This window comes from Capnocytophaga bilenii (assembly GCF_017565765.1).
Lineage (GTDB): Bacteria > Bacteroidota > Bacteroidia > Flavobacteriales > Flavobacteriaceae > Capnocytophaga > Capnocytophaga bilenii.
Map to the genome: position 1 here is coordinate 1 of NZ_JAGDYP010000006.1, position 25,813 is coordinate 25,813.

Annotated in this window: 25 protein-coding genes and 1 tRNA gene; 23 read left to right on the top strand and 3 right to left on the bottom strand. The window is 39.5% G+C overall.

What is annotated here, in order from left to right; genetic code table 11:
- Window positions 1-271: 271 nt before the first annotated feature.
- Entirely contained in the window at window positions 272-751 is a 480-nt protein-coding gene (locus J4N46_RS08365) for a hypothetical protein (protein ID WP_236013892.1), read from the bottom strand.
- A gap of 593 nt (window positions 752-1,344) precedes the next feature.
- Between J4N46_RS08365 and J4N46_RS08370 the strand changes: the two genes are divergently transcribed.
- The 3 genes from J4N46_RS08370 to J4N46_RS08380 all read left to right on the top strand — a co-directional run bounded on the left by J4N46_RS08370 (window position 1,345) and on the right by J4N46_RS08380 (window position 4,710).
- Window positions 1,345-2,418, top strand: coding sequence for a DUF6884 domain-containing protein (locus tag J4N46_RS08370; RefSeq protein WP_208058921.1), 1,074 nt, complete (start codon window positions 1,345-1,347; stop codon window positions 2,416-2,418).
- A gap of 245 nt (window positions 2,419-2,663) precedes the next feature.
- Complete coding sequence (locus J4N46_RS08375; protein WP_208058922.1) at window positions 2,664-3,461, top strand: hypothetical protein; 798 nt, start codon at window positions 2,664-2,666, stop codon at window positions 3,459-3,461.
- Between the two features lie 4 nt (window positions 3,462-3,465).
- Window positions 3,466-4,710 (top strand): leucine-rich repeat domain-containing protein, encoded by a 1,245-nt coding sequence (locus J4N46_RS08380; RefSeq protein ID WP_208058923.1) that lies wholly within the window; start codon window positions 3,466-3,468, stop codon window positions 4,708-4,710.
- A gap of 94 nt (window positions 4,711-4,804) precedes the next feature.
- Here J4N46_RS08380 and J4N46_RS08385 read toward each other — a convergent pair whose 3' ends face one another.
- Together J4N46_RS08385 and J4N46_RS08390 are read right to left on the bottom strand one after the other, a co-directional pair.
- Complete coding sequence (locus tag J4N46_RS08385) at window positions 4,805-6,382, bottom strand: NADP-dependent glyceraldehyde-3-phosphate dehydrogenase (RefSeq protein WP_208058924.1); 1,578 nt, start codon at window positions 6,380-6,382, stop codon at window positions 4,805-4,807.
- Window positions 6,383-6,448: 66 nt separating this feature from the next.
- The gene (locus tag J4N46_RS08390) at window positions 6,449-6,625 is read right to left on the bottom strand and encodes a CAL67264 family membrane protein (RefSeq protein WP_208058925.1); all 177 of its coding nucleotides are present in this window, start codon (window positions 6,623-6,625) and stop codon (window positions 6,449-6,451) included.
- A 126-nt stretch (window positions 6,626-6,751) separates the two neighbouring features.
- Between J4N46_RS08390 and J4N46_RS08395 the strand changes: the two genes are divergently transcribed.
- The 20 genes from J4N46_RS08395 (at window position 6,752) to J4N46_RS08490 (ending at window position 25,744) form a co-directional block, all read left to right on the top strand.
- A complete protein-coding gene (locus tag J4N46_RS08395; RefSeq protein WP_208058926.1) occupies window positions 6,752-8,509 on the top strand; it encodes an ABC transporter ATP-binding protein in 1,758 nt (585 codons plus the stop codon).
- Window positions 8,510-8,556: 47 nt separating this feature from the next.
- A complete protein-coding gene (locus J4N46_RS08400; protein WP_236013894.1) occupies window positions 8,557-9,057 on the top strand; it encodes a CYTH domain-containing protein in 501 nt (166 codons plus the stop codon).
- Window positions 9,058-9,088: 31 nt separating this feature from the next.
- The gene (locus tag J4N46_RS08405) at window positions 9,089-9,277 is read left to right on the top strand and encodes a hypothetical protein (protein WP_208058928.1); all 189 of its coding nucleotides are present in this window, start codon (window positions 9,089-9,091) and stop codon (window positions 9,275-9,277) included.
- A gap of 12 nt (window positions 9,278-9,289) precedes the next feature.
- Window positions 9,290-9,472 (top strand): hypothetical protein, encoded by a 183-nt coding sequence (locus tag J4N46_RS08410; RefSeq protein ID WP_208058929.1) that lies wholly within the window; start codon window positions 9,290-9,292, stop codon window positions 9,470-9,472.
- On the top strand, window positions 9,456-10,013 hold the full coding sequence (locus tag J4N46_RS08415; RefSeq protein ID WP_208058930.1) for a GNAT family N-acetyltransferase: 558 nt from the start codon (window positions 9,456-9,458) through the stop codon (window positions 10,011-10,013). The genes J4N46_RS08410 and J4N46_RS08415 overlap by 17 nt, the downstream gene beginning before the upstream one ends.
- A 15-nt stretch (window positions 10,014-10,028) precedes the next feature.
- Window positions 10,029-10,211, top strand: a complete 183-nt coding sequence (locus J4N46_RS08420) for a hypothetical protein (protein ID WP_208058931.1) — start codon at window positions 10,029-10,031, stop codon at window positions 10,209-10,211.
- Window positions 10,195-10,752 (top strand): GNAT family N-acetyltransferase, encoded by a 558-nt coding sequence (locus J4N46_RS08425; protein ID WP_208058932.1) that lies wholly within the window; start codon window positions 10,195-10,197, stop codon window positions 10,750-10,752. The genes J4N46_RS08420 and J4N46_RS08425 overlap by 17 nt, the downstream gene beginning before the upstream one ends.
- A 22-nt stretch (window positions 10,753-10,774) precedes the next feature.
- Window positions 10,775-13,414 carry a valine--tRNA ligase gene (locus tag J4N46_RS08430; protein ID WP_208058933.1) on the top strand — a complete coding sequence of 880 codons (2,640 nt, stop codon included), beginning with the start codon at window positions 10,775-10,777 and terminating at the stop codon, window positions 13,412-13,414.
- A gap of 24 nt (window positions 13,415-13,438) precedes the next feature.
- Window positions 13,439-16,906 (top strand): 1-acyl-sn-glycerol-3-phosphate acyltransferase, encoded by a 3,468-nt coding sequence (locus tag J4N46_RS08435; protein WP_208058934.1) that lies wholly within the window; start codon window positions 13,439-13,441, stop codon window positions 16,904-16,906.
- A gap of 132 nt (window positions 16,907-17,038) precedes the next feature.
- Window positions 17,039-17,725 carry a hypothetical protein gene (locus J4N46_RS08440; protein ID WP_208058935.1) on the top strand — a complete coding sequence of 229 codons (687 nt, stop codon included), beginning with the start codon at window positions 17,039-17,041 and terminating at the stop codon, window positions 17,723-17,725.
- A gap of 139 nt (window positions 17,726-17,864) precedes the next feature.
- Complete coding sequence (locus J4N46_RS08445; RefSeq protein WP_236013898.1) at window positions 17,865-20,201, top strand: DUF1801 domain-containing protein; 2,337 nt, start codon at window positions 17,865-17,867, stop codon at window positions 20,199-20,201.
- 5 nt (window positions 20,202-20,206) lie between these two features.
- Window positions 20,207-21,046, top strand: a complete 840-nt coding sequence (locus tag J4N46_RS08450) for a prephenate dehydrogenase (protein ID WP_208058937.1) — start codon at window positions 20,207-20,209, stop codon at window positions 21,044-21,046.
- Window positions 21,047-21,079: 33 nt separating this feature from the next.
- The gene (locus tag J4N46_RS08455; RefSeq protein WP_208058938.1) at window positions 21,080-22,018 is read left to right on the top strand and encodes a CdaR family protein; all 939 of its coding nucleotides are present in this window, start codon (window positions 21,080-21,082) and stop codon (window positions 22,016-22,018) included.
- Window positions 22,015-22,590 (top strand): dephospho-CoA kinase, encoded by a 576-nt coding sequence (gene coaE / locus J4N46_RS08460; protein ID WP_208058939.1) that lies wholly within the window; start codon window positions 22,015-22,017, stop codon window positions 22,588-22,590. The genes J4N46_RS08455 and coaE overlap by 4 nt, the downstream gene beginning before the upstream one ends.
- Entirely contained in the window at window positions 22,587-23,285 is a 699-nt protein-coding gene (locus J4N46_RS08465) for a cytochrome c3 family protein (RefSeq protein WP_208058940.1), read from the top strand. Before coaE ends, J4N46_RS08465 begins: the two co-directional genes overlap by 4 nt.
- Window positions 23,286-23,367: 82 nt before the next feature.
- Window positions 23,368-24,045, top strand: a complete 678-nt coding sequence (locus tag J4N46_RS08470) for a ComF family protein (protein ID WP_236013899.1) — start codon at window positions 23,368-23,370, stop codon at window positions 24,043-24,045.
- Window positions 24,046-24,072: 27 nt separating this feature from the next.
- Window positions 24,073-24,363 (top strand): hypothetical protein, encoded by a 291-nt coding sequence (locus J4N46_RS08475; protein ID WP_208058941.1) that lies wholly within the window; start codon window positions 24,073-24,075, stop codon window positions 24,361-24,363.
- 216 nt (window positions 24,364-24,579) lie between these two features.
- On the top strand, window positions 24,580-25,143 hold the full coding sequence (gldD, locus tag J4N46_RS08480) for a gliding motility lipoprotein GldD (protein ID WP_009416674.1): 564 nt from the start codon (window positions 24,580-24,582) through the stop codon (window positions 25,141-25,143).
- A 66-nt stretch (window positions 25,144-25,209) separates the two neighbouring features.
- Window positions 25,210-25,659, top strand: a complete 450-nt coding sequence (locus J4N46_RS08485) for a GatB/YqeY domain-containing protein (protein ID WP_208058942.1) — start codon at window positions 25,210-25,212, stop codon at window positions 25,657-25,659.
- Between the two features lie 11 nt (window positions 25,660-25,670).
- Window positions 25,671-25,744: transfer RNA gene (locus tag J4N46_RS08490), tRNA-Arg, on the top strand.
- Window positions 25,745-25,813: the final 69 nt, after the last annotated feature.

Sequence of the window (25,813 nt, forward strand, 5' to 3'; positions counted from 1 at the left end):
GCAAGGGAAGCATATTTTGCTGATAAGCAATAACATAAAGTTTAAACTTGTAAATATTGCTTTTGCAGTAATCAAGAGAGGAACTCCTTATGTAGACATATATAAATATGCTACCGTAGCATAAGAGGAAAAAGAGTGTATTAATACTCTTAAATATTTGAATAACAATAAAATAATAGCTTAAATAAATTAAGCTATAGGTGATGTTTTGGGCAAAAATTTGTTCTAAAATACAAAAAAATCAAAAAAAATACCTTTTAAAATTTGGATATTAACATAGAATGTGTGCCATCTGGTCGTAGTAGGGGAACCAAGGGTATAGTGATTGGGTAATAACGGGATGTGCCTTATAACGTTCTAAAAAGCTGTAGGCGTAGGGAATATCTTTGAGGATGAGTTCGGCATAGGCTTCGTGGGTATCGCGCAATTTCTGATCGAAAAAAGTGGCTCCTGAGAAGGCTACCGTATCATAAAAGGCGTTGATAAGGCTGTGGGTATTGGGCTGACTATAGGCAATAGGGTTGCAGAAGCTTTGCCAATCGGCATAACCTATGTAGTTGCAAATGAGGTTTAAGCTTGAAATACTGAGTTGTTTATCTTTATCTATTTTGCCATAGAAGCGGCGTAGGGTTTGTACGGAAAGTTGTATTTTCTCGGCGAGTTGTTCAAAATCATATACAGAGGTTACGGTGCGCCCAAAGGCACGATTAACTTCTGTTTGTAGTTTTGTAATATGCTGTTGGTAATCCATTTTGATTTAGGTGTTAGTGGTTAGGTGCGAGCCGTACGGGCAATTTTACTTGTTAGTGGTTAAATCTTCGTTTATCCTATAGAGTTTGTATATCTAAAAGGGGAGATATGAAAAAATTGGGCAGCAAAAATATAACAAAAAATTTATTTGTACAAATTTGGACAAAACTTTTACACAATTATTGTAAAGGATTGGACTTTTTTATTTTTGTTGTGGGGTCTAATTTTGCGATGTGAAAAGTTAATAATTTTGAATTGGGGGAATTTTGAATTGTGGGACGGGTAGGACGGGGAGAGAATTGTGAATTGTGAATTTTGAATTGGGCACAAGCTGCAAGCTTGCGCCAGCGGGGGGAATTTAAGTTTATAAAGGATTACATTTTTTATTTTTGCAGGCAAATATAGATTTGTACTGAATTTTTTAGTTTAAAGTATATAAAAGTAAAATGTTTATTATACTGAAAATCTGACAGTTATGAGATATGTTATATTTATAACAAAATAAAGTTGCTAAAAATAGTAAATAAAGAGTGTTTTTGTATGATATATAAAGTGAAAAGCAATAATGATTAAATATTTAAAACATAGCAAAATATGAAAACAATTGTACTTATTTCGTGTGTTTCTCAGAAAGAAAATACAGCAATAGAGGCTGAAAAGATGTATAAAAGTCCTCTATTTAGAAAAAGTTTGGCATATGCTAAAAAATTAGTGCCTGATGATGCTATCTATATACTTTCGGCTAAGCATCATCTATTGCCTCTTGATAAAGTGATAGAGCCTTACAATGAAACACTTAATAAAATGCGTAAGGAAGATAGAACTGCTTGGGGAGTAAAGGTTATAGAGCAATTAAGAGAGGTTGCTAATCTTAAGGAAGATAAATTTATTGTCTTCGCGGGCGAAAAATATATAGAACCTATTAAGGATTGTTTGACAAATATTGAACTTCCTTTAAAAGGAATGAGGATAGGTCAGCGCCTACAATATTTAACATTTGAAAATGAAAATTTAAATAGTATGCAGAAATCATTAACATTGAGATTACACGAGTTATTTAACTCGCTTGAATGTTTTAGTTATCCTTTTGAAGCGGAAAAGGAACAAATTCCAGCTAATGGCATTTATGTAATGTTTGAGGAAGGAGAAACTTTTGAAGGTTTAGATCGTATAGTGAGAGTGGGAACTCACAATGGAGACAACAACCTTTTCAAACGCTTAGAAGAACATTATGTAAACGAAAACAAAAACCGTAGCATTTTCCTTCAAAGAGTGGGTGATGCTTTACTAAATAAGGAAAATAATCCTTATTTTGAAGTTTGGAATGTAAATGCCACTGCAAAAGAAGCGCAGGAAAAAGTGGCAGGGAAAGTAGATTCGGTACTTGAAGCACAAATAACTAAGGAAGCTGTAGCTCACATTAGAAAAAAAGTAACTTTTGTAGTTTTTGCAGTAGAAGAGGAAAAAGATCGTAAAAAATGGGAGAAAAAACTCATTGGAACTCTTTCTAATGCAGCTAAAGCAGGTGAAATAAAAGCATCTGAAGGGTGGTTAGGTAATTTTTCTACTGAACCAAAGGTTAAGGAAAGTGGTCTTTGGCAAACACAGGGATTGTATAGTGAAAGCCTTACAGAGGAAGAGTTTGCAGTGCTTCAAAAACTAGTGTAATACATTTATTACAAAGAACATAAAAGGGAGAGGGTAAAAGCACTTTTTCCTCTCCCTAATCTTAGCAAACAAACAATTGTAAAAGTACTATATCTTTTAAAATTAAAAGTAATAGACCTATAAAAAGTATTCTGAGTTTCCATTTTTTTTAAGATATCAAATAGAAGAATGGAATGCTGAAACAACTTTATAGTGAGGGTTGAATTGAAATAGTATAATTAGAAAAAAGTTAAAACTAAAGAATAATGGCAGCATTAATTACAAATATAAAAGATGCAAAAAATGGATCAATAAAGGAAAGGATTAAGAGTGAATTTCCAGATTTTGATTGTATAAGTGAAGGTTATACCCAAGTTTTTAATGGTATAGAGGAGGGAATGAAAAAAAGTTTAAGTAACTTTATAATGGATATTTACGAGTTGCTGAAAAAAAGTATAGAGATTGCAGACCAATATAACGAACCTGATATTTTTGAGACCAGTCCTTATACATTTACTCCTCCCCAAACTCTCATAGAGTACTATGTAGCAAAGTATCTACGTAGCCGGTTAGATAAAGAACGATGGAATCTTCTTTTTAAGAAACCAATAAATGGGGTTGTTCACGATATTAGGTTAGTTGAAAAAGAACTTCCTCAAACGGGTGAAAATACCCCTAAAAGGAAACAAAAACTTAGAACCATTGTTATTGATTTATTTGCAGAACTATGGTTATTCCCACTATTTAATTCTGATTTTATTCAGAATAGAGAAGCAGAATTTCCTGCAATCACTCTTGATGAACTTGTGGCAAAAATTAAGGCAAAAATGGAAGCTTCGGGTGTTACTCCTGAAAATTATTTTGTTGCTTTAATCATTTTACCTGCAACTAATGGTGGAGAGGGGATTGATTTAGATGAGCTCGCTACAAGATTAGGGATTCCAAGAAAGAACCTTTCAATTTCTGAGCCAGACGATATTAGAAAGCTATTTGAAGAACTTATTACAATGATCCAGTCATTAAGTATTCTTTTTGAATCAGAAGAAGAAAATATTAAATATTAGAAAAATGAAGAATTTTATTTATATCGTGATGGCGATAGCAGCTCCTATGGCATTGGTGAACTGCACTAAAGAAAAAACAATTGTAGAAGTACAAAAAGGGAATACTATTCTTTCGGGTACTGAAACTCCTACCGCTACTTTGGGTAATGTAGGTGATTATTATTTGAGACTTCCTGTCTATGATTTTTATGGGCCTAAGACCGCTGAGGGCTGGGGCACTCCTGTAAGCCTAAAAGGTGCGCCCGGTAATAATGGTGCTGCTGGTGAGGCAGGCACTAAAATACATTCTGGCAATGGTGCTCCTGCCGCTGACAAAGGTAAAGAAGGTGACTGGTATATAGATACCGTCAACAAACGCCTTTACGGGCCTAAAACCGCTACTGGATGGCCTACTACTTATATTGGTTTAGGGGGTAATAAGGAAGAGGAAGAACCTGACCAACCTATCACCGCTGCTGACTATGAACTAAGCCCTGACGGTAAAACATTGGTGAAGTGGAAAAATAATAAGACTAAAAACCTTGATATGCAGGCTGACCCAGTGCTGAAAAATGTAACCGCTATTGGTAACTATGCTTTTGAGGATAAGAAAAGTTTGATAACTGTTGTTTTGCCTGAAAACCTACTTACTATTGGCGATAGAGCTTTTGCTACCGATTTCTTCACAGCAGAGTCTATACTGAATGAAATAATAATTCCAATCCCTAATAAAGTAACTCATATAGGGAAAGAAGCCTTTATGAATAGAGGGATAAGTTCTCTTATATTACCTAATAGTGTAGTGAGTATAGGCGAAGGAGCTTTTGCATTTAATGCTTTGAAATCCGTAGTTATTTCTAATAGTATTACTATTATTCCTAAGAATGCTTTTCAAGCAAACGCATTTACTACGATTACCATACCTAATTCGGTGGTTACTATAGAAGATGAAGCTTTTCTTGTTGGTGAATTAACTTCAGTTAACATTCCTAATAGTGTACAGGTAATTGGAAAAAGTGCTTTCGATCACAATAAATTAGCTACTCTTACTATCCCTGCTACTATTAAAGAAGTAAAAGAACGGGCTTTTCAGGATAATCGTCTCACTACCATTACTTTTGAAGGGACTACACCTCCGATAAAAAGTGATAAGAATAGTAAAACTATTTTTGAGGAAAATAGGATTCAGCATATCTATGTGCCTGCAAGTAGTGTAGCGGCTTATAAAGCATTGCTTCCTACTTATCAAAGTTATATAACTGCTAAATAACCTATAATAACCTTATACAAAAGCACCGCTTGCCTTTATGCTTGCGGTGCTTTTGTATGTTATAAAGGGGGAAGGTTGTTTTTTGTTATTGGGATTACAATATATAGTCGGTATTGATGAAATTGGAGGTGTTGGTATTTAGTAGGTTATCGACTATTTGCCTATTGTAATCGTTGTTTTGGAAGGATACGAATGTGCGTATAGAAAACGAGCGTAGGGCATCGTGTACGCTAAGTGTTCCTACAGCAGAGTCTTTTCGCCCAGTGAAAGGGAACACATCAGGCCCTCGTTGGCATAAGCTGTTGAGATTGACACGGCATACCAAATTGACAAGGGTATCAATAAGAGGTGCTAAGGTGTTAGGGTCTTCGCCAAAGAGGCTTATTTGTTGCCCGTATTTGGAGTCGGCAATTTCGTTGATAATCTCACTGCTATGGGTGAAAGATTTGATAGGCACGAGTGGCCCGAATTGTTCTTCGGAATAGACTCTCATTTCTTTGGTTACAGGGTACAACACTGCTGGGAAGATGAAATTCTCGGTGCGTTGTCCTCCTTTTTTATTTTGTATGGTAGCACCTTTGGCAAGGGCATCGTCTATGAGCTCTTGTATGTAGGCTGGTTTTTCTACTTCGGGTAGTGGTGTGAGCATTACGTTGTCTTCCCAAGGGTTTCCGAATTTAAGTTCATCTACTTTTTCAGCGAAACGTTTGATAAATTCATCTTTAATATCTTGGTGTACGTATAGGATTTTGAGTGCTGTACATCGCTGACCGTTGAATGATAGCGCTCCTTTGATGCATTCGCTTACGGCAAAGTCGAGGTTGGCATCGGGGAGGACAACCCCTGGGTTTTTGGCTTCTAATCCGAATACTAAACGGAGTCGGTTTTTGTTGGGGTGTTCGTCTTGTAGGGCGATAGCTGTTTTGCTATTTCCGATAAGGGCGAGCACATCGATTCGTCCGGTTTGCATAATAGGGGGAGCTACTGTACGTCCTCTTCCGTATAGAATATTGATAACACCTTGCGGGAAGGCTTCTTGGAAGGCTTCTAATATAGGAGAGAAAAGTAGTACGCCGTGTTTGGCAGGTTTGAAAATGACGGTGTTGCCCATTACGAGGGCAGGAATGATGAGTGCAAAGGTTTCGTTGAGTGGGTAGTTGTAGGGTCCGAGGCATAGGACAACGCCTAATGGACCACGGCGAATGAGGGCATATACGCCATCGCGTTGTTGGAACTTAGAAGATTCGTTGTCTAATTTTTTATAGGCTTCGATGGTGTCGTAGATGTATTCGGTGGTACGGTCGAACTCTTTACGAGAGTCGGCGAGGCTTTTACCGATTTCCCACATCATTAGTTTTACCACTTCATCGCGTTTTTTTTCCATCAGTTTGACAAACTTGAGGAGTGCAGCGATGCGGTCTTTGACTTTCATTGTAGGCCATAGTCCTTTACCTTTGTTGTAGGCATCGCAGGCTGATTGTAGGGCTTCGAGTGCTTGTTCCTTGCCGAGATTGGGTACACTCCCCAACAATGTGGGTGCATACTGCTCGGTAGAGGAAATTGTGGAGTATATATTGGTAAAATCGCCGTTCCAAGTGCGTAATTTGCCATTGATGAGGTAGGTTTGTTGTTGGAATGGTTTCACATAGTGTTCTTCTGGTATTTTATTCATAAATTTTTTATATATTTATTTTTTTCTGATTTATCTGAAGGAGTTACTTCTTAATGTTTGCTTATTTTACACTCTTCCTTTGAGGGCGTTGAAAACCCACGCTATAGCAAGAAAGCCCACGCCTACTGTGCCAAAGCCCCAGCCTGCGACTTCGTTGTACTTGAAAGCGGCGAGAGCAAATAGTACAAGGGCTATCACTACCATTGCCAGAGCTGCCCAGCCTAATACTGTATTCTTATTCATCATAATAATTTGCTTATAATGAGTGCAAAGGTAGGATTTTTTTTTAAATAACAAATGACTAATGACAAATTGGAGTGGGGTGGGTAATTATTTATTTTTGTATATTTGCAGCCTAAAACATTGCTTATGACTCAGAAACAATCGGCGAAGGGAACCTTTCAGCAGCTTTGGCACTTTGTAAAACCTTATAAATGGGTGTTTTTGGCGGTGGCTTCATTTGTTATTTTATCATCTTTATTTTCGACCGCTCAGCCTTATTTGATAAAGGTTGCCATAGATAATTATATCACACCTAAGAACTATGAGGGTTTGGTACGGATTATTTATTGGCTGGTGGCTTTGCTATGCGCTGAGGTGCTGATGCAGTTTTTGTTTTCATACTACTCGAATTGGCTTGGACAAACAGTGGTACGAGACATCAGAGCTGGGCTTTTTAACCACTTGCTACGCTTTAAGATGCGCTATTTTGACCGCTCATCGGTGGGGGTGCTTGTAACACGGGCGGTGAATGATATGGAACGGATTGGGGAGATTTTCAGTTCGGGTTTGTTTGAAATGGTGAGCGACTTGCTGAAAATGTTGGTAATAGCAGTGGTGATGCTTGTGATAGACTGGCGATTGGCACTTATCAGCTTTGCAGTGCTTCCGCTGATATTGCTGGCGACACGGTGGTTTCAGCGTTCGATGAAAGCAGCTTTTGTGGAGGTGCGCCACGAGGTGGCTAACTTGAACTCGTTTGTACAAGAGCGTATATCGGGGATGAAGGTGTTGCAGCTATTTGCTGAAGAACAGCACGAACAGGAGCGTTTTCGGCAAATAAACGAAAAACACAAACGTGCGTGGCTGAAAACGATATGGTATAACTCTATTTTCTTTCCGATTAGTGACTTAGCGGTCTCGGTAACTATTGCGCTGATTGTGTGGTTTGGGGGTATGCAGCTGGTGAATAATTCGCTGTATGACCTTGGTAATATTTTCTTATACATACAATTTTCGCAGCAATTGTTTCGCCCTATTAGGCATATAGCAGATAAATTTAACACTTTACAAATGGGGATTATCGCTTCGAACCGTGTGTTTGCCATACTGGAAAGCAAAGAGGATATGGAAAAGGGTGGCACCAAAGAATTGTTGCCCTTGAAAGATTGTATAAGGTTTGAAAATGTGAGGTTTGCATATATTGACAATGAGGAGATATTGCACGGGGTTAGCTTTACGGTGAAACGCGGTGAAACAGTGGCTATAGTGGGGGCTACGGGTGCTGGAAAAACAACGATAGTGAATTTGCTGAATCGCTTTTACGACCTTACAGGGGGGACTATCTATATTGATGGGGTGGACATCAAGGAGTTTACTTTGGATTCGCTACGCCATCATATTGCGACTGTACTACAAGATGTATTTTTGTTTGCAGACAGTATTTTGAACAATATTACGCTGAAAAATCCTGCTATCAGCGAGGAGGCGGTAGTGGAAGCTGCTAAACGTATTGGGGTACACGACTTCTTGTGTAGCCTCCCTAATGGATACCACTACAACGTGAAGGAACGGGGTGCGATGCTTTCGGCAGGACAACGACAGCTGATTGCTTTTTTGAGGGCGTATGTGCATAGCCCTGAAATATTGATACTTGATGAGGCTACTTCATCGGTAGATTCGCACTCGGAACAACTTATACAGGAGGCTACGGAGAAAATCACTCAGGGAAGGACTTCTATTATCATTGCTCACCGCCTTACAACAATAAAAAAAGCTGACAAAATAATTGTACTTGACAAGGGTGAAATTGTGGAGGTGGGCACTCACGATGAGTTGCTGCAGCTGCCTAATGGTTACTACAAGAACTTATATGAGGTGCAGTTTAATGGGGAATTGGCAAATTAGGGAATTAGAAAATTAGAAAATGGGTGTGTTTTAAAATATAAATGGATATGGAGGAGATTGAAAGGAAATTTAGGGTGTGTGGTGATGTTTTTAAAACATTGGCTACTAAAAAGATGCGTATTACTCAGGGGTATTTGTGCTCGGCTCCTGAACGTACTGTGCGGGTACGACTGAAAGGTGATGTAGGTTTTATAACCATTAAGGGGGCTAGTAGCTGCGATGGGACGACTCGCTTTGAATGGGAAAAACCTATAGAGGCTGAAGAGGCTGTGCAACTATTGGCACTATGTGAAGAGGGGGTAATAGACAAAACTCGGTATGTGGTGCCTAATGGAAATACTTGTATAGAGGTGGATGTGTTTCACAAAGATAACGAGGGGCTTGTAGTTGCTGAAATAGAATTGGCTACTAAAGACACTGCTTTTGAACGCCCTGAATGGCTGGGAGAAGAGGTTACTGGCGATGCTCGCTACTACAATGCGATGCTTAGTAAAAATCCTTATAAAAATTGGGGTGGTTTGGAAAAAAGTAGTACTTTTGTGGTTTGAAAAGAGATTAACGAATTAATTATTTGATATTATGGCTAGAGATATTTTACCTACCCCTGTGCTTGAGGGTGAAGAAGTGATTGAGTTCTACAACAAGTTGGCGAACTTTAAAGAGAACTTAGAGAAAAAAGGGATTACTTGGGAAGTAATTCAAGAAGATGCAAAACGTTTAAAAGCTTTGTTTAAGAAAGAAGAAAAAGAAGATGACAAACAAAAATAATTTAGAGATACTATGGCTAGAGATATTTTACCTACTCCTATTTTGGAGGGAAATGATGTGATTGAGTTCTACAACAAGTTGGCGAACTTTAAAGAGAACTTAGAGAAAAAAGGGATTACACGAGAAAGTATTCGTGAAAATGCAAAACGTTTAAAATCAATTTTTAAAGAAAGACCTGATGTTGAGAAAAAATAACTTAGAGGGTTTATCTTTCTTTCAACTAAAAGAAAATTACCCAATCAAACCTTTTGACTGTGGCGATGATGATTTGAATGATTTTTTGTTCAATAAAGCATTATTATACCAAAAAGAATTACTTGCTACCACTTTTATTGTTGAAAATGAGGAACGCACTTTAGGCTACTATAGTGTGCTAAGTGATAGTTTGCAACTCAAAGAGGAAGATTTTCCTTCTAAAAGCAAATACAAAAAGTTCTTAAGCTATTTGATACCTCATCCTAAACGCCATTTGAAGAGTGTTCCTGCTGTGAAAATAGGGCGTTTGGCTATTGACAAGACTTATAAGGGGATGGGGTTAGGCAGAATACTTGTTGACAATATAGTTGATGATTGTATAGAACTTAACAAAACGATAGCCTGTAGATTAATTACAGTAGATGCTTACAAAGCTGCTTTACCTTTTTATATAAAATCAGGATTTGAGTTTCTAACTGAAAAAGATGAACAGGAAGAGATTCGGCAGATGTTTCTTGATTTGACAAATCTTGATAATTAATGACAAATAAATATTATGGCTAGAGATATTTTACCTACCCCTGTGCTTGAGGGTGAAGAAGTGATTCAGTTCTACAACAAGTTGGCGAACTTTAAAGAGAACTTAGAGAAAAAAGGGATTACACGAGAAAGTATTCGTGAAAATGCAAAACGTTTAAAATCAATTTTTAAAGAAAGACCTGATGTTGAAAAGAAATAGCTTAGAGGGTTTATCTTTCTTTCAACTAAAAGAAAATTACCCAATCAAACCTTTTGACTGTGGAGATGATGATTTGAATGATTTTTTGTTCAATAAAGCATTATTATACCAAAAAGAATTACTTGCTACCACTTTTATTGTTGAAAATGAGGAACGCACTTTAGGCTACTATAGTATACTAAATGATAGTTTGCAACTCAAAGAGGAAGATTTTCCTTCTAAAAGCAAATACAAAAAGTTCTTAAGCTATTTGATACCTCATCCTAAACGCCATTTGAAGAGTGTTCCTGCTGTGAAAATAGGGCGTTTGGCTATTGACAAGACTTATAAGGGGATGGGGTTAGGCAGAATACTTGTTGACAATATAGTTGATGATTGTATAGAGCTTAACAAAACGATAGCCTGTAGATTAATTACAGTAGATGCTTACAAAGCTGCTTTACCTTTTTATCAGAAATCAGGATTTGAGTTTCTAACTGAAAAAGATGAACAGGAAGAGATTCGGCAGATGTTTCTTGATTTGACAAATCTTGATAATTAAAGACAAATAGATAAATTAACATATGACAGAACCTACGAAATATAACCCTACTGATTTAGAGGAAAAATGGTATGCTTATTGGCTTACCCATAATTACTTTCACTCTACGCCCGATGATCGTACTCCTTACACTATTGTAATTCCGCCTCCTAATGTTACGGGGGTATTGCATATGGGACATATGCTTAACAATACTATTCAGGATGTGCTCATACGCCGTGCACGCCTTAAAGGTTTCAATGCTTGCTGGGTGCCTGGTACTGACCACGCTTCGATAGCTACAGAAGCTAAGGTGGTGGCAAAACTAAAAGAACAGGGTATAAAAAAATCTGACCTTACTCGCGAGGAGTTTCTCGTACACGCTTGGGAATGGACGCACCAATATGGGGGCGTTATTCTTGAACAACTCAAAAAATTGGGTTGCTCGTGCGACTGGGAGCGCACTAAATTTACTATGGATGCTCCTTTGTCGGCTTCGGTAATAAAGGTGTTTGTGGATTTGTACAACAAAGGTGAAATATATCGTGGGCATCGTATGGTGAACTGGGATCCTGAGGCTAAAACTACGTTATCGGACGAGGAGGTGATTTACGAAGAGCGTCAAGGATTTTTGTATCATTTGAAATACCAAATTGAGGGTACAAACGATTACTTGATTATTGCTACTACACGTCCGGAGACGATTTTTGGAGATACAGCTATCTGTATCAACCCTAATGATGAGCGTTGGCAGCACCTGAAAGGCAAAAAGGCTATTGTGCCTATCTGCAATCGTGTGATTCCGATTATTGAAGATGAATATGTGGACACTGAATTTGGTACGGGCTGCCTAAAGGTTACTCCTGCTCACGACCCTAACGACAAGGTGTTGGGCGACAAGCACCAACTGGAAGTGATTGATATTTTTAATGACGATGCAAGCCTGAATCAGTATGGTTTGCACTACGCTGGCAAAGACCGCTTTGTGGTGCGCAAGGAAATAGTTGCTGAACTGGAAGAGAAGGGTTTGTTGGCTAAAAAAGAGAGTTATACAAATAAAGTAGGCACCTCAGAACGCACTAAGGCTGTGATAGAACCTCGCCTTTCTGACCAGTGGTTCCTAAAAATGGACAAGCTGATTCAGCCTGCTATAAAAGCGGTATTGGAGGATGAGAGCATCAAATTATATCCTAAAAAATTTGAGAATACTTATCGCCATTGGGTAGAAAACGTACGCGATTGGAACATTTCGCGTCAGCTATGGTGGGGGCAACAGATACCTGCTTACTACTACGGCGAGGGTAAGAGCCAATTTGTAGTGGCTGAAACGAAAGCTGAAGCACTTGTTTTGGCTAAAGAAAAGAGTGGCAATGCACAGCTTACTGAAGATGATTTGCGACAAGATGAGGATGCGCTTGACACGTGGTTTTCGTCTTGGTTATGGCCTATGAGTGTTTTTAATGGCATTTTAGAGCCTAACAATCCTGAAATAAACTACTACTACCCTACCAACGATTTGGTAACGGGTCCTGATATTCTTTTCTTCTGGGTAACACGAATGATAGTGGCTGGCTATGAGTACAAAGGGGCGCGTCCGTTTAGCAATGTATATTTGACGGGATTGGTGCGCGACAAGCAACGCCGCAAGATGTCGAAATCGTTGGGTAACTCGCCTGATGCGCTTAAACTGATAGCTGACTATGGCGCTGATGGGGTGCGTGTAGGTTTGTTGCTTTCATCGGCAGCGGGTAATGACTTGCTATTTGACGAGGCGCTTTGCCAGCAAGGGAAAGGCTTCGGCAATAAACTTTGGAATGCTTTTCAATTGGTGAAAGGTTGGCAGGTGGATAACAGCGTAGCACAACCTGCTGCGGCTGGGCTTGCTTTGCAATGGTTTGACGCTAAATTTAATGCAGTACTCACTGAGGTGGAAGACCATTTTGAGAAATATCGTATTTCGGATGCCTTGATGGCTATTTATAAACTTGCTTGGGACGACTTTTGTGCGTGGCTTTTAGAAATGGTGAAACCTGAATATGGCAAGCCTATGGACAAGGCGACTTACGAGGGCGTGGTAGCGGCTTTTGAGAATTTACTGAAGCTGTTGCATCCTTTTATGCCATTCCTTACAGAGGAGATATGGCAGAACTTGGCAACTCGTACTCCTGAGCAGGCTCTTATCGTAGCTACTTATCCTGCTGTACAGCCGTATGACGAAAAATTGTTAGCCGAATTTGATTTTGCTGCTGAGGTGATAGCGGGTATCCGCACGGTACGCAAAGAGAAAAACATTCCTTTTAAAACGCCGCTGAGTGTTTCGGTATTGAATAAGGAACAAACCTCTTCTCGTTTTAATGTTGTTATAACTAAAATGGGAGGTCTTGAGGCTATTACGGAGGTGAAGGCTGCTATAGAAGGGGCTATGTCGTTCCGTGTGAAGGCTAATGAGTACTTTATTCCGATGGAAGGGGCTGTGAATGTAGAAGAAGAGTTAAAGAAACTACAGGAGGAGCTTGTGTATACTCAGGGCTTTTTAAATTCAGTGCGCAAGAAACTTTCTAATGAGAAGTTTGTAAGTTCGGCACCTGCAGCGGTAGTGGATAACGAACGCAAAAAGGAAGCTGATGCATTGGCTAAAATAGCGACTATTGAAAAGAGTATACAACAATTGAGCGGAAAATAAGAAAAAGGTATTGATAAATACGTTATGCTGTATCGTCTGTATCAAAGTATTAGAGCGTATAAATGGGCTGCGGTGTCGTTTTTTGTGGCGTGGCTACTGATTGCGGTTTATGCTGCTACCCAATTGCATTTTGAGGAAGATATTACCAAAGTACTTCCTCAAAATGCTAAAACAACGCTTACTTCAAAAATACTGAAACAGCTCAATTTTTCGGATAAAATATCGGTAGTACTGACGGCTAAAGACAGTACGCTTCTAGATGATATGCAGGAGGTAGCACAGGCGCTGAACGATAGCCTTGCTACTACCTCTTTTAGCCGCTATATAGCGAGCGTACAAGGTATTATAGACGAAGAAGACATAGATAACACTTGGCAATTTGTACACGCTCACTTACCGCTATTTCTTACCGATGAGGATTACCACTACTTGGAACAAAAGTTAGCCGCTGACAGCGTGCAAGCAATGGTGCAATTGCATTACAAAACAATGCTTACACCTGCGGGTATGGTAACCCAAAAATATTTTCGCAATGACCCTTTTGGGCTTAGTTTCAGAGGACTTGCTCAACTGAAAAATCTAAATATAGACGATAACTTTACTATTACTGATGGTTATCTTACAACTACCGACCGCAAACATCTTCTTTTTTTTATCAATCCTACCTATGAGGGCAATGACACTGAACACAATGCTGCCTTTGTAGCTTTATTGGAACAACTTCAACAACAATTTAACAAAGAATATTCGGGCAAGGTAAAAACTTATTTTTTTGGTGCTCCTTTTATATCGGTGGGCAATGCTACGCAAATAAAAACTGATATACTTACAACTGTACTGATTTCATTATCGGTGCTTTACTTGCTGCTGGTATTCTTCTACCGCAGTGTATATATTCCTTTTATAGCTTTTATCCCTTCAGTATTTGGGGTGCTAACAGCCCTATCGGTGCTGTATGTGCTAAAGGGGAGTATTTCGGCTATTTCTATCAGTTTGGGGGCAGTGCTATTGGGGGTAACTATTGACTACTCGTTGCATATACTGACACACTACAAGGTAAGTAGGGACATAGGTAGCCTTTATCGTGCGGTAACTGTACCTATTTTGCTAAGTAGTATCACTACGGCTATTTCATTTTTGTGTTTGCTATTTGTCGACTCTGAAATAATGCGCGATTTGGGGGTATTTGCTTTTGTAGGCATTATGGTATCGGCATTATTATCATTGGTATTAGTGCCGCACTTTTACCGAAGTAACAACGCAGTAGCTGTACGCACTACTTTTTTAGACAAGGTAGCGGCTTACCCATTACATCGCAACCGATGGATTGTAGCAAGTTGCCTACTGCTGATTGTGCTGAGTTTTTTCTTCTTCAACAAAGTACGTTTTAACGGCGATATTGCTGCTATCAATTATATAAATAAGTCCTACAAGGAGGCGCAGCAACAATTGGAGGCTATTACGGATAGTGGTTACAAATCGGTATACGCAGCGGCTTATGGCAATAGTTTTGATGAGGCTGCTGCCCGCAATTACGAGCTATACCAACAGCTACAACAATACAAAGCACAGGACAGCCTAAAGCAATTTAGCTCGGTAGGAAGTGTAGTATTGCCATTGGCAGAGCAACAAAGGCGTATTGACCGCTGGCAATCGTTCTGGAGTGCAGAGCGCAAAGCACAATTGCGTGACAATCTGGTTGCTTATGGGCGTGCATTGGGTTTCAAAGAACATACTTACGAGCCTTTTTTGGAGCATTTAGAGGTTGTTCCCTCTACTTTACACACACTTGCTGATTACAAAGCACTGACGGCTATCCCTTTTGAGGACTTTATTACTGAGAAAGATGGTTTTTACACTATCGCCAACCTCATAAAAGTTACTGATGCCCAACGTTCTGCATTTATACGAGGCGTAGAGGCTAAAGGAAGTGCGATCGCTATTGACCGCAAGAACCTAAGTGAGACTTTTTTAGGTAAGCTAAAAGACGATATATTGCTACTCGTAAATTATTCATCTGTTGCTATTTTTTTGATTTTGCTATTGTTTTTTAGGCGTATAGAGTTGGCATTACTCACCCTTATCCCTATTGCAATTACAGGGGTTGTAACTTCGGCAATAATGAGTTGGGTAGGAATAGAGTTCAACGTATTCAGTATGATTGTTTGTACGCTTGTGCTGGGTCATTCGGTTGATTTTAGTATTTTTATGACTTGTGCACTGCAAAAAGACTATACTGATGGCAAAAATGAATTGCCTGTATATAAATTATCGGTAGTATTGGCTTCTATCACTACTTTTTTGGCTATAGGTACGCTTATTTTTGCCAAACACCCCGCACTAAAATCAATAGCAGGGGTATCGGTGATAGGTATTTTTACAGCATTGGTAATTACTTTTGTATTCTATCCTACTATTTTTGGGTTTTTCATCAGTAATAGACCTCGCAAGGGGCTTTCTCCTATCAGTTTGCGTTTGTTGCTTTACAGCATCTGCTCTATGTTGTACTATGTAGTGTTATCGGTTGTACTATCTAATATAGGCAGATTGTTATTACTTTTCACACCCAAACGCACTTTGTGGTTGCGGCGTTGTGCTGCTTGGCTCACTACTTCGGTGCTTTACAGCAATATTTTTGTACGAAAACGAGTAGAAAACCCTCATAAAGTAACATTAAAAGAGGCTTCTGTAGTGATAGCCAACCATAGTTCGTGGCTTGATACGCTCGCGATAGGCTTATTTACTTACAAAATAAGTTATATGGTGAACAAGTGGGTATATAATTCGTTAGTTTTTGGAAAATATGTGCGTGCTATGGGCTTTTTTCCTGCTACTGAAGGCATAGAACGTGTGATGCCGCAGGTAGAAGCTAATCTTAAAGGAGGTATTTCGGTAATGATATTCCCTGAAGGCAAACGCTCAGAAAGCAACCAGATACACCGGTTTCATCAGGGGGCTTTTTATATTGCTCAGCAATGCCATACGCCTATAGTGCCTATTTATATACACGGGGCTTCGGAAGTGCAGCCTAAGGGCGATTTTGTTATTTACGATGGTGCTATTACGGTAGTAGTGGGAGCGCCTATAAACCCCAATGCGCCAGAATGGGGCGACACAACACGCGAACAAGCCAAGCGCATAGGTGCCTATTTTCGTGAGCAATTTGCCGCCTTGCGCAAGCGATTAGAGGGGGTTGACTATCTGAAAGAAAAACTATTATTGAACTACTTATATAAAGACCCCGCTGTAGTGGCTGCCGTAAAAGCTGATTACGAACTACACAAAGAAGAATACTACCAGCTGAGCCGAAGTTTGCCCACCAAAGGTGCCATAGTGCGACACGCTGATGACTACGGGCAAGTGGATTTCTTGCTTCTGATTACCCACCCCGAACGCGAAATAACTACTATCATTGAAGACGACTACAAGCGTGCTGTAGCCCAGCAGAGCTATATTACGCGCATCAGGAAGTTGCGATACTTAAGTAGGTGATATTTTACAAATGACTTTTGTAGAGAGTAAAAATGCTCCCACTCAGAAATATGTAACCTGTCATTTTTGCTAATTCTCCAATTTGCTAATTTACTAATTTTTACTATCTTTGCCCTCAAAAAAAATATTTGTATGAAAAAAGTACTTTATCTAACGCTGCTATTTGGCAGCTATTTCGCTACAGCTCAAGAAGTAGAGAAAAATGAGTCCAACCAAAATGAAGTAGTTACTGCAACTACTGAAAATGTAACGTCCACAACCGAACCTGCTAAAGCCGAAAATACTGAATACGTGAGAAAACGCAAGCGTTTGTTTTATCAAGGTGAAATGGGCTGGGTTATGCCTGTAAAAGGAGCCGCTAAAGAATACTACTATCTGCAAAATCCTCTCAAGCCCGATGAATATTTCTATACCTCTAGAAATATTGAGGAAACTCCTATTCTCTACAATGATTTTAGTGTGAACTATCAACTACTAAAGAAGCTGAGTTTGGGTGCCGTAATAGGCATAGGGCATTTCAATAACCCTATGGCAATAGGTTTAAAATACGGTGGAATTGTGCGCTTTAACTTTATAAAAGAAAATCCAGGTGGTTTGTTTTTGCAGCTAAATAGTTTGTTGCCCATAGCCTCTTTTGATGGCTTAAAAGAGCCTGCTGAGTTGCGATTTGGGGTGAATGTACCCATTATGATAAGAAAGTATTATAGTATGAGCCTTTCTATGCATACTTCTTTTATAGAATATGAAACAACAGGACGGTATAACAATAATACAATAGAATACAGAGGCATTGGCTTTGGTTGTAATATACGATTTTAAACAACAACAAATCTCTCACATACCCCCCTGAACATTTACTAACTGCTTTACACCTAATATTACTAAAGAATTTTGCCAAAAAAAGTGCATTTGCCTAAAATAATTTGTACCTTTGCGGCAAGATAAAATAATAATAATTTTGAGGTATTTTATTACATATATACTTGTTATTATCACTTTTACAGCTTGTAATTGGCAGGAAAAGAAAAATAAAGTAAAGCCCTTTTCTTTTCCTGACAATGCCGAGCTGATTTTTCATATCAATCACAAAGATAATTTTTTAAGTGCTATTACCAATAATACACTTTGGAAACAACTCCCCCCTCATACATTTCACTTGCACGAAATGAAGCTTATAGAGAGTATGCCCTCTGATGTAGATATTTGGGTAGCAATTGATAACCATCAGCGGTTTGTAGCAATCACACCTATAACAGAAAAAGATACTATAACCGTGTGGAAAGGCGCTAATAACACTCTACAGAAGCAGGCGCAGTTTGGCAAGGAATGGTTCTACACACTTGCTAATAATTACCTTATCATAAGCGATAGCGATAAAATAACCGACTATACGCAGCCTGCCAAAACTCCAAAAAGTACTAAACAACAAGAACTTCAACAGCTACAGGCTCTTGCTTCTACCGATTGTGTAGCAAATTGGTTTGTACCTACTACCCTTGCAAATCACTATTTCAGTCAGTATTTTGAACAGAACATACTTACCACCTTACCCCAATGGGTAGCTTTTGATTTGTATTTAGATGATAATAGCTTCAGGTATAGTGGCATTACCAGTATGGGCAACCCAACCGAATCACACCCTTTGCAACATACAACGCCTTACCCTAATAGCCTCGCCGATCTAATCCCTGCGCGTACACTGGCTCTTACTATTTATTCTTTTGAAGATGCCAATCGTATAGTACAAAACGATAGTTTGGCTCAAAATGGTATCTTTGAGGAAGCTATTAATGGCGTTGCTTTTGCCAAAACAATAGATGGTGAATTTGCTATCGTTCCTACTTATGATACCGATCAAGCCTTGGATGGGCTGCCCATACTCTCGGAAGACTTCAAATATAACTTTCCTATATATGACCTTGGCGAACAACCTTTGGTGTTCTTTAGGATTTTCAACCCCCATTTTAGTCCAAAATACGTGGGAGTATATGAAAAACATTTGGTATTTGCCCCTACCAAAGAACTTTTGGTATCGGTAGTGAATGATATGCAGCGGGGCTATGTGTTGTCGGCAAACAAGGCTTACCAGCTGCTGGCAGAAAGCAGTGCTTCTTCAGCAAGTATTACTAAGGTAGCAAACCTTTACGACCAAACTTCTTTTGCTAATAAACATCCTTTTGTAGCCGAACATTATCGATGGGCTCTATTTCAGCAAACCATACAAAATGATTATTACGTGCTGAACTTCGTATGCCAACAGCAAACCCAGCAAACACTCACCAACGAAATGCGAGAGCAATTCCGCTTTACTGTAGATGACCAATTGGTTACCCCCCCAATGTTGCTCACCAACCACCGCACCAAACAGCTTGAAATAGCAGTGCAAGATGTGAATAACGAACTTTACCTCATAGACAATAAGGGATCTCTACTTTGGAAGAAAAAATTAGACGGCAAAATACAAGGTGAGATACAGCAGGTAGATTTGTTTAAAAACGGATTCTTGCAGATGATATTCTCTACTGAAAAAACCGTGTGGGTATTAGACCGCAATGGCAATGTAGTACCTCCTTTCCCATTATACTATAAAAACAATATCACGCCAGTAGAAGTATTTGACTATGACCAAAATAGAGAATACCGCTTCCTATTTGCCGAAAACCAAACGCTTCACCTTTTAGATAGAAAAGGACAGCCCGTGAAAGGCTTCTTCCAGCGCAGTAATGGGCTGCCACTATTTACACCCCAGCATTACCGCATAGGCGATAGAGATTACCTCATATATCCCTCCAAAAACGGAGTGTTCAACATTCTGCACCGCAATGGCGAGAATCGCATTACAGTGAAAGACCGTTATGAATTTTCTAAAAACCCACCAGCGGTAATAAACAATCTCTTTACCTTTGCTACCGAAGACGGCTATTTGGTATCTATAGACGAAAAAGGTGGGGTAAAAAAAGAACGAAAAGGCTATGTAGCGCCGTTCTATTGGGGTGCTAATCGCTATACGCGCTATGCACTTACAGGAAACCTACTCATCTTCGGTTGGCGCAAAATAGAACTGTTGGACGGCAAGTATATGCGTCCTCAGCTCTTCCGCTTGCGAGGAATGAATTATATAGCCGTAACCGATGCTAATATCCAAAAAACCTATCTGTATGACGAAAAAGGCGAATTGGTGAAAGACTTCCCCGTAGAATCAGCAAACCAAATAGCTATAGACATCAATACCGATAAACAAATGTGGATAGTAACCGAAAAAACGCCTACTGAAATAGTAGTATATACATTTTAAGAAAAATGAAAACAGCAGTTATTATAGGATTAGGGCTTATAGGAGGCTCATTGGGTTTAGAACTAAAAAAACGATTGAACTATAAAATTTTAGGTATAGACAACAATGCTGCCCACTTGCAAAAAGCAATAGAGTTGGGCATAATAGATGACGAAGCTACCTATGAGGCTATCGCTACTGCAGAACTTGTGATAGTAGCAGTGCCTGTAAATCATATAGCAGCAGTAGTTTGCAAGGCGTTAGACTATGTAGGCGAAAATACCTTAGTGATGGATGTAGGCTCAGTAAAAAATAGTATATGCAAGGCAGTAGCCGCACACCCACACCGCAAGCACTTTGTAGCCGCACACCCTATGGCAGGAACAGAACATTCAGGTCCTGAAGCTGCTATTTACGACCTTTTTGACGGCAAAGTAATGGCTTTGTGTGAAATAGATGATAGTGGATGGCAGTTCTATGACCGCGCTATAGATATAGCCAAAACCCTGAATATGAGAGTGAAGATAATGCACGCCGAGAATCACGACCTGCACACAGCCTATGTATCGCACCTTTCACACGTGAGTTCCTTTATGCTGGGAAAAACAGTATTGGAAATAGAGAAAGACGAATCACAAATATTCGATTTGGCAAGTACAGGTTTTGCCTCAACTGTGCGACTGGCAAAAAGTGATGCGCATATGTGGTGCCCTATATTTTTAGAAAACAAAACAAACGTACTAAAGGCTCTTGATGAATATATAAAAAACTTGCAAGAGTTCAGAACAATGATAGCCGACGAGCAAGCCGAAGCAATCTACAAAACAATACACGATATAAACTATATCAGAAAAATACTGAAATAAAACAACTTTCACCCCTTAGCCATTAGATAAAAAATGAAGAGAATAGTCGTTTTTTTGAGAGATAGCAGAACACTCACTTTTGTGGTTTGTTTGGTAGTTACCTTGTTCCTATGGACACCAATGAAACTCTCTAAAAACCTATTGCGTGAGCTATCAGTGCCTGTGGTAATCACAAACTTACCAGCAGATAAAGTCCTAATACCCTCCCCCGAAAACAATTATATGAAACTCCTTGCCGAAGGCAATGGCTTTGCCTTGCTTAAAGCCTATAGCCAAAATCCTGTACTTCATATAGACTTTCAGGACTTGCAGCCCATAGATACTCATTCCTACTGCCTCACCAAAAACGGTAAAGACAAACTCAATAACAGCTACTTGTCCAACTTCAGAATACGCACAGTAGTTAATGACACCCTACAGCTAAACCTATCTCCTAAGCACACCAAGCGCGTGCCCGTACAAGTACAGCTAAACGTAGAGTACGCCAAAGAATACCAACTTACAGAACTGCGCATAGAGCCCGACTCGGTAACCGTATCGGGAAGCAAAGCGGTCATTGATACCCTCAGGGCAATTACTTTCACCTACCACCAAAGGCGTATTGCCAAAGAAAATTTCAGAAAAGACTATCCGCTGAAAAACACCCCATTGCTGCATTACAATACTCACAAAGTAGCTATGCAAGCTTTTGTAGATAAAGTGAGCGAGCAACTCCTGCGAGTGCCCGTGCAGGTAATAAATGCCCCCGCAGGCAGTCAGATAAAGGTCTTTCCCAATGAAATTACACTCCTCTGTACAGGTGATTTAGAACTGCTAAAAACACTTACCCCCAATGACGTTAGCGTAACTGCCAATGTAGCCGAAGCCTCAGGAGACAATCGTATCCCCTTGCGCCTCACTACCAAGGCAAAAAGAGTAAAAATATCCTTCTTCAATGAAACTACAGTAGATTTTTTAATACGGAAAGAATGAAAATAATAGGACTTACAGGCGGTATAGGTAGCGGCAAAAGCACCATAGCCAAAGAATTTGCAGCAAGAGGTATCCCCGTATATAATTCTGATGACGAAGCTAAAAAACTCATAGCTACCAATGCTCAGCTGCGCCAGCGCATTACAGAAACCTTTGGCGAAAACGCTTATATCAATGGGCAATACAACAAAGCCTATATCGCACAAATCGTCTTCAATGATGCCAATCAATTAGCGCAACTAAACGCAATAGTACATCCTGCCTTAGCAGTTCATTTTAGGGAGTGGGTACAGCAACAAAACACACCTTATGTGATTAAAGAAGCAGCCATACTTTTTGAAAGTGGCAGCTATAAAGATTGTGATTTTATCATCTCAGTTGTAGCTCCCGAAGACCTACGCATAGCACGAGTTATAGCACGCGACCATTGCACCGAAGCCCAAGTAAAAGCCCGTATGGCACAACAATGGACAGATGCACAACGCATAGCCCTATCTAATGCCGTAATAGAAAACATAGATTTAGAAAAAGCAAAACAACAAGTAGAGAGAATTGTGAAATGTGAATTATGAAATTTATTCAGAAAAAATACCTCATCATATCCCTTTTAATAGCAATATTCATAGCAGCCGCCTGCCTGCTCTATACCTATTTGATGCAAATAGGCGTAGATGAAGGCTACGAACCCGTGCAGCCCATACACTTCTCCCATAAAATACACGCAGGCGACAACCAAATAGCCTGCCAATACTGCCACGCAGGCGCACGACAGGGTAGGGTAGCAGGAGTTCCCGCCTTGCGCACCTGTATGGGGTGTCACAAAGTAATATCCCAATATGAAGGTGCTGAAGATACTACCAAAGGCTATACAAAAGCTTTTTATACAGCCGAAATAAAAAAACTATACAAAGCCGTAGGCTGGGACGAACAACGTTTTCGCTATACCGATAAAACTGATGAATTTACGTGGGTACGCATACACAACCTCCCCGATTTTACTTACTTCAACCACTCACAACACGTACAAGTAGCCAAAATAGATTGCCAACAGTGTCACGGAGAGGTACAGCAAATGGAACGTATGCAGCAACACGCACCCCTGACGATGGGATGGTGCATAGAATGCCACCGCAAGACAATGCCCACCCAAAGTGCCTATTACACCCAATACGAGCAAGTGCATAAAGAATTAGCCCAAAAAATGAAAGTAGCCAAGCTAACAGTTGCACAAATTGGCGGTTTGGAGTGTGCCAAATGTCACTACTAATACAACGAACCTTGAGCGAACCTTGAGCGAAGGATGAGCGAAGGATAAGCGAAGGATAACCATTAATCATTACATTACCATTATGCTTATAAAATCTGTTTTTTGGGCAACATACTGCATAGGCTGCGGACGTATGCTCCGCGATAACGAACACTTCCTCTGCCTCCATTGCCGCGAAATGCTACACGAAACCAATTATCACCAAGCACCCCAAAACCCCTTGTATCAGCTCCTTTCTTCACATTGCAAGTTACAGGCAGCTACTGCATTGTTTTTCTTCGAACAAGGCAATTTGGCACAACATTTGATACATCAATTGAAGTACTACGGCAAAGAATATATAGGCGAATATATAGGAAAATGGCTTGCACTACGCCTGCAACAAACTCCCGCCTTTGCTTCCTGCCAAGTAGTTGTACCCGTGCCTATGCACCCCCACAAGCTCCGCAAGCGAGGTTATAACCAAGTAACCCTATTTGCCAAAACATTAGCAAAAACAATGGGCATAGCGTATAACGCACAAGTACTGATAAAACAAACCTCCAATACCACCCAAACCCATAAATTCGTTTGGAAACGCTATAACGATAGCAATCATATATTTGCCTTGCAACAGCAAGAACAACTTGAAGGGAAACACCTATTGCTGGTAGATGATGTTATCACCACAGGCTCTACTATAGAACGTTGTTACGAACAGCTTTGTCATATAGAAGGAGTACATATAAGCGTAGCCTCTATGGCTTGTGCCATATTGTAAAACAGTAACTTTAATAAATTCAAACATATGAAAAACACATTGAAACTTATGGCAATGGCAGCAATGTTTGCTTTTGGAGCAAGCGCAACTGCCGCAACTTTTTCAGCTAATACAACTATGAGCGTAGCTTACGACCAAGACGGTAATGCAAACGCAACAGTGAAAAAATCTTGCGATAAAGACGGCGAGAAAAAAGAATGCAAAAAAGACGGTGAAAAAAAGTCTTGCTGCAAAAAAGACGGTGAGAAAAAATCTTGCTGCAAAAAAGATGCTAAAGATAAAAAATCTTGCGACAAAAAAGCAGCTGAACAAAAATAATCACAACACACACTTTGGCAAACTTCAAAAGTTTGCCAAAGTTGGTTATAACCAACTTTTTCGTATCTTTGCCCCATTAATTAACCTTTTAGTATAAAAGTATAATGAGAAAAGTATTATTTTTGTTGTGTGGTTTTATACTAACCTTACATAATGAGAAAATTAGAAAATTAGCAAATTAGAAAATTGACAAATTAGCAAATCGCAAAATTAACGATGAAGATATTTACCTGTTTACTGATACTTACAACAAGCTTACTAATAGGCTGTAGCAATGATACTTTGCCAAAACCCAAAGGCGTTTTGCGCTTAGATTATGCCCCCGCTACCTATCACTCTATTACACAGCTGGCAAACTGCCCCTTCAGCTTTCAGGCAAATGACATTTCCGAACTAAAATACAAACCCCACTCCTGCGATTTGAATATAGAATACCCCACAATGCGCGCTACTATCTATCTAACCTATAAAAACGTAGATAACAACATACGCAAACTGCTTACCGATGCACAGAATTTCACCTACGGACATACCATAAAAGCAGATAACATCGCCTCCAACGTTTTTGAAAACGACACCACTCGTGTATATGGGCGTTTTTATCAAGTGTATGGCAATGCTGCTTCACAAGCACAATTCTATGCCACCGATAGCGTAAAACACTTTATATCAGGCTCTGTTTATTTCAGGGCAATTCCCAATTACGACTCTATACAGCCCGCAAGTGCTTATTTAGAAAAAGATGTCAGAAAAATAATGGAAAGCCTACAGTGGAAATAAAAAACTGTGAATATTGTGATTTAAAAATATTGTTGTATATTTGCAACCTAAAAAAATAATAAAAAGATGAGTTTACAAGCTAAAGTAATGGAAGAGCTAAAAGAGGCTATGAAAGCGAAAAATACAGTTGCTTTAGAGTCTTTACGAGCTATCAAATCTGCAATATTATTAGCCAAAACTGAGGCAGGTGCTACAGAAGAATTGACAGAAGCTGATGAGCTGAAGTTATTGCAAAAGTTAGTAAAACAACGCAAAGATAGTGCCGCACTTTACAGCCAGCAAGGGCGTGAAGATTTGGCGCAGCCTGAATTGGCACAAATGGCAGTGATAGAAAAATTCTTACCAAAACAGCTTACCGAAGAAGAAATTACAGCTGCTGTAAAAGGCTTTATAGCCGATGTAGGAGCTACAAGTGCTAAAGATATGGGTAAAGTAATGGGAGTAGCAAGTAAAGCATTGGCAGGAAAAGCCGATGGCAAGCTTATCTCGGAAATCGTGAAAAAGCTTTTAGCGTAAAAATATAGAGCGGCCGCATAGTTCAACTGGATAGAACATCAGATTTCGGCTCTGAGGGTTAGGGGTTCGAATCCTCTTGCGGTCACAAAAAAACTACTGTTCCTAAAGAAAGTTTTTAGAAAGTACAATTACACCATACACTTTGGCAAAACTT

Excerpts from the sequence above, each read along its gene's own strand:
- J4N46_RS08405 (WP_208058928.1), top strand. The coding sequence starts at position 9,089 with ATGGCTAGAGATATTTTACCTACCCCTGTGCTTGAGGGTGAAGAAGTG.
- J4N46_RS08475 (WP_208058941.1), top strand. The coding sequence starts at position 24,073 with ATGAAAAACACATTGAAACTTATGGCAATGGCAGCAATGTTTGCTTTT.
- J4N46_RS08395 (WP_208058926.1), top strand. The coding sequence starts at position 6,752 with ATGACTCAGAAACAATCGGCGAAGGGAACCTTTCAGCAGCTTTGGCAC.
- J4N46_RS08465 (WP_208058940.1), top strand. The coding sequence starts at position 22,587 with ATGAAATTTATTCAGAAAAAATACCTCATCATATCCCTTTTAATAGCA.
- J4N46_RS08370 (WP_208058921.1), top strand. The coding sequence starts at position 1,345 with ATGAAAACAATTGTACTTATTTCGTGTGTTTCTCAGAAAGAAAATACA.
- coaE (WP_208058939.1), top strand. The coding sequence starts at position 22,015 with ATGAAAATAATAGGACTTACAGGCGGTATAGGTAGCGGCAAAAGCACC.
- J4N46_RS08365 (WP_236013892.1), bottom strand. The coding sequence starts at position 751 with ATGGATTACCAACAGCATATTACAAAACTACAAACAGAAGTTAATCGT.
- J4N46_RS08400 (WP_236013894.1), top strand. The coding sequence starts at position 8,557 with ATGGAGGAGATTGAAAGGAAATTTAGGGTGTGTGGTGATGTTTTTAAA.
- J4N46_RS08455 (WP_208058938.1), top strand. The coding sequence starts at position 21,080 with ATGAAGAGAATAGTCGTTTTTTTGAGAGATAGCAGAACACTCACTTTT.
- J4N46_RS08425 (WP_208058932.1), top strand. The coding sequence starts at position 10,195 with ATGTTGAAAAGAAATAGCTTAGAGGGTTTATCTTTCTTTCAACTAAAA.
- J4N46_RS08375 (WP_208058922.1), top strand. The coding sequence starts at position 2,664 with ATGGCAGCATTAATTACAAATATAAAAGATGCAAAAAATGGATCAATA.
- J4N46_RS08385 (WP_208058924.1), bottom strand. The coding sequence starts at position 6,382 with ATGAATAAAATACCAGAAGAACACTATGTGAAACCATTCCAACAACAA.
- J4N46_RS08380 (WP_208058923.1), top strand. The coding sequence starts at position 3,466 with ATGAAGAATTTTATTTATATCGTGATGGCGATAGCAGCTCCTATGGCA.
- J4N46_RS08485 (WP_208058942.1), top strand. The coding sequence starts at position 25,210 with ATGAGTTTACAAGCTAAAGTAATGGAAGAGCTAAAAGAGGCTATGAAA.
- J4N46_RS08435 (WP_208058934.1), top strand. The coding sequence starts at position 13,439 with ATGCTGTATCGTCTGTATCAAAGTATTAGAGCGTATAAATGGGCTGCG.
- J4N46_RS08415 (WP_208058930.1), top strand. The coding sequence starts at position 9,456 with ATGTTGAGAAAAAATAACTTAGAGGGTTTATCTTTCTTTCAACTAAAA.
- J4N46_RS08450 (WP_208058937.1), top strand. The coding sequence starts at position 20,207 with ATGAAAACAGCAGTTATTATAGGATTAGGGCTTATAGGAGGCTCATTG.
- J4N46_RS08420 (WP_208058931.1), top strand. The coding sequence starts at position 10,029 with ATGGCTAGAGATATTTTACCTACCCCTGTGCTTGAGGGTGAAGAAGTG.
- J4N46_RS08440 (WP_208058935.1), top strand. The coding sequence starts at position 17,039 with ATGAAAAAAGTACTTTATCTAACGCTGCTATTTGGCAGCTATTTCGCT.
- J4N46_RS08390 (WP_208058925.1), bottom strand. The coding sequence starts at position 6,625 with ATGAATAAGAATACAGTATTAGGCTGGGCAGCTCTGGCAATGGTAGTG.
- J4N46_RS08410 (WP_208058929.1), top strand. The coding sequence starts at position 9,290 with ATGGCTAGAGATATTTTACCTACTCCTATTTTGGAGGGAAATGATGTG.
- gldD (WP_009416674.1), top strand. The coding sequence starts at position 24,580 with ATGAAGATATTTACCTGTTTACTGATACTTACAACAAGCTTACTAATA.
- J4N46_RS08470 (WP_236013899.1), top strand. The coding sequence starts at position 23,368 with ATGCTTATAAAATCTGTTTTTTGGGCAACATACTGCATAGGCTGCGGA.
- J4N46_RS08430 (WP_208058933.1), top strand. The coding sequence starts at position 10,775 with ATGACAGAACCTACGAAATATAACCCTACTGATTTAGAGGAAAAATGG.